This is a genomic window from Rathayibacter tanaceti, from assembly GCF_001634385.1.
Classification (GTDB): domain Bacteria; phylum Actinomycetota; class Actinomycetes; order Actinomycetales; family Microbacteriaceae; genus Rathayibacter; species Rathayibacter tanaceti.
Map to the genome: position 1 here is coordinate 1 of NZ_LIIN01000198.1, position 3,056 is coordinate 3,056.

Here is a 3,056-nt window from a genome sequence, read left to right on the forward strand (position 1 = left end):
CGATGCCGAGACGGCGCGCCTGGCCCAGGAGGCGCAGGCCGCAGCCGGGACGACCGCCGGCACCTCCGTGGGCGGTGCCGCGGCCGGCAGCACCGGCACGAGCACCTCCGTCACGCCTCGCGAGGAGGGCGACGACTACCCCTGGCGCGACCAGCTGACCGACGACCAGGGCGGCGGGCTCTCTCCGCTGCGCTACTACTACCGCGAGTGCGTCGACTTCGTCGCCTGGCGGATCAACCGCGATCAGGGTTCCACCGGGTCTCCCTTCAGATGGACCTGGGGCAACATGACCCCCGGAGGCGGCAGCGCCTACGCCTGGGCCGGCCAGTGGGCGTCGCACGGCTGGGTGACCAGCAGCACGCCCGTGCCCGGTGCGGTCGCCTGGTTCACGGGTAACCACGTCGCGTACGTGCAGGCGGTCAACTCCGACGGCACCGTCTCGCTCGAGGAGTACAACTGGGGCAACGACCACGCCTACCACAAGCGCACGATCCCGGCCTCGCAGGTCGCGCTCTTCCTCTACCCGCCGAGCTGATGCCCGGCGCCGTCGGCATGGCCGTCGCGCAGTTCGCTCCCACACAGGACCGCGTGGCCAACCTCGCGGCGATCGGGCGCCTGGTCCGCGTCGCCGTCGGGCGCGGCGCGAGCCTGGTAGTGTTGCCGGAGTACAGCTCCGCCTTCACCGACCCGCTCGGCCCCGAGCTGGTCGCGGCGGGCGAGACCCTCGACGGGCCGTTCGTCCAGGGGCTCGGCGCCCTCGCCCGCGAGCTCCGCGTCCACCTCGTCGCGGGCATGGTCGAGACCCTCGACGGGCGGCGGATCGCCAACACCCTCGTGGCGATCGATCCCGCGGGCGCGCTGGTCGCCCGCTACCGCAAGCTGCACCTCTACGACGCCTTCGGGCAGACGGAGTCGGAGTGGGTCGCGCCCGGCGAGATCGCCGCACCCGAGACGTTCGAGGTCGGCGGCCTCGTCGTCGGCCTGCAGACCTGCTACGACCTGCGCTTCCCCGAGGTGAGCCGGTGGCTGGTGGACGCCGGGGTCGACGTCATCGCGGCACCCGCCGAATGGGTGCGCGGCCCGCTCAAGGAGGCGCACTGGCGGACGCTCGTCACCGCGCGTGCCCTCGAGAACACCGTCTACCTCGTCGCGGCCGATCAGACGCCTCCGATCGGCGTCGGCACGAGCATGGTTGTCGACCCGATGGGCGTCGAGATCGCGACCCTCGGCGAGGTCGAGGACGTCGCGGTCGCCTGGGTCTCGCGCGAGCGGATCGACGCGGCGCGAGCGAAGAACCCGGCGCTCGCCCTGCGGCGCTTCCGGGTGCAGCCGCTCTGATCCCATCGCCGGCAGCGATCGGCTCTCGTCCGTCGGTACGGGTGCAGCCGCTCCGCGCTCCCGTCGAGGACTACCGGCTCAGCGTCCCATGCGCGCCAGGCCGGCGACGGCGGCCTCCAGCACCTCGAACCGCTTGCAGAACGCGAAGCGCACGAGCGACCTGTACTCAGCCGCGTCCTCCGACCGGCAGAAGGCGGACACGGGCACGGCCACCACTCCCGCGAGTTCGGGGAGCGCCCGGCAGAGCGCGACACCGTCGTCGTAGCCGAGGGGAGCGGCGTCCGCGACGACGAAGTACCCTCCGGAGGCGCGGCGACGCCGAAGCCCGCCGCAGCGAGGCCCGCCGACAGCAGGTCCTTCTTCGCCGAGAGCGTCTGCGCCACGGTCGTGAAGAAGGAGTCGGGGAGTCCGAGCCCCAGGGCGACGGCACCCTGGAACGGCGAGCCGCTGACGTAGGTGAGGAACTGCTTCACCGCGAGGACGGCGGTGACCAGCGCCCTCGGCCCGCTCACCCAGCCGATCTTCCACCCGGTGGTGCTGAAGGTCTTGCCCGCGGAGGAGATCGAGAGCGTCCGCTCGAACGCCCCGGGGAGGGTCGCGAGTGGCACGTGCGGAGTGTCGAAGCGCAGGTGCTCGTACACCTCGTCCGTCACGATCAGGGCGTCGTGCCGCTCGGCGAGCCGCACGATCAGCTCGCGCGTCTCGAGCGGGAGGACGGCGCCGGTCGGGTTGTGCGGGTCGTTCACCAGGATGACGCGGGTGCGGTCGGTCACGGCCGCGACGAGCTCGTCGTGATCGACGGTGAAGGGGAGGCCCCGTAGCGGGACGGTGCGGTGCACGCCTCCGGCGAGCGCGATCAGTGCGCCGTACGCGTCGTAGTGCGGAGTGAAGGTGACGACCTCGTCCCCCGGCTCCAGGAGCGCGAGCAGGGTGGCCGCGAGCGCCTCCGTGGCACCGGTCGTGACGAGGATCTGGCCGTCCGGGTCGAGGTCGAGACGGTAGAAGCGGCTCTGGTGGGCGGCGATCGCCTCGCGCAGCACGGGGAAGCCGGGGCCGGGCGGGTACTGGTTCACGCCGGACGCGATCGCCTCTCGAGCGGCATCGAGGATCTCGCGCGGGCCGTCCTCGTCCGGGAAACCCTGGCCGAGATTGACCGCCCCGGTTCGCAGCGCGAGGGCGCTCATCTCGCTGAAGACGGTCGCGGCGACCTCGCCGCCGGGGCCGAGGAGGCCGGCGCCGGCGGCGGCACGGGTCCAGGATCCGGGAATGCTCACGCCCCCAGTGTGCCCGCTCACGGGCGTCCACCTCTTTCAATTCCCGCTCGCAGGCCCGTCATAAGAAACCTCCAGGTACGCTCGACAAGCTATCCCCGCTTGGAAGGAGCAGCACCCATGACCGAGAGTCACGAGGGTCCTCGTCAGCCGGAGGAACCCATTACGCCGACGGAGTCCGGCGCCCCAGAAGCGGCCGGGCGCCGCTACGGCGAGAGCTCCGGAGCGTCGTCGTCGACCACCGGGCCCACCGAGCCGATCCACCAGGCGGGGCGCACCGCGAGAACCCGACCGAGCCCTCCCCGTCCTCCGCGGCTGCGCAGCCGCCGTACACGCCGAACGCCGCAGCCGGCAACGAGGCTCAGCCTGTCTCCCAGCCGGCGCGCTACGGCCAGTACGCGCCTCCGGCCGCGAACACCCTGCACGGCTCCGGCGAGCCGCCCGCGT

General features: G+C 72.6%; 2 protein-coding genes and 1 pseudogene. 2 read left to right on the forward strand and 1 reads right to left on the reverse strand.

The features are described 5' to 3' along the window. Positions 1-535 (forward strand): CHAP domain-containing protein (locus tag ACH61_RS14695; protein ID WP_153038918.1); only part of this gene is annotated, 535 nt, incomplete at its 5' end. Then, complete coding sequence (locus ACH61_RS14700; protein ID WP_068213476.1) at positions 535-1,338, forward strand: carbon-nitrogen hydrolase family protein; 804 nt, start codon at positions 535-537, stop codon at positions 1,336-1,338. The genes ACH61_RS14695 and ACH61_RS14700, both read left to right, overlap by 1 nt. Before the next feature lie 78 nt (positions 1,339-1,416). Here the strand turns inward: ACH61_RS14700 and ACH61_RS14705 are convergent. Next, a pseudogene (locus ACH61_RS14705) lies at positions 1,417-2,612 on the reverse strand (aminotransferase class I/II-fold pyridoxal phosphate-dependent enzyme). Positions 2,613-3,056: the final 444 nt, after the last annotated feature.

Bases quoted from the DNA above. Each gene is read 5' to 3' on its own strand.
- ACH61_RS14700 (WP_068213476.1), top strand. From the start codon at position 535: ATGCCCGGCGCCGTCGGCATGGCCGTCGCGCAGTTCGCTCCCACACAG.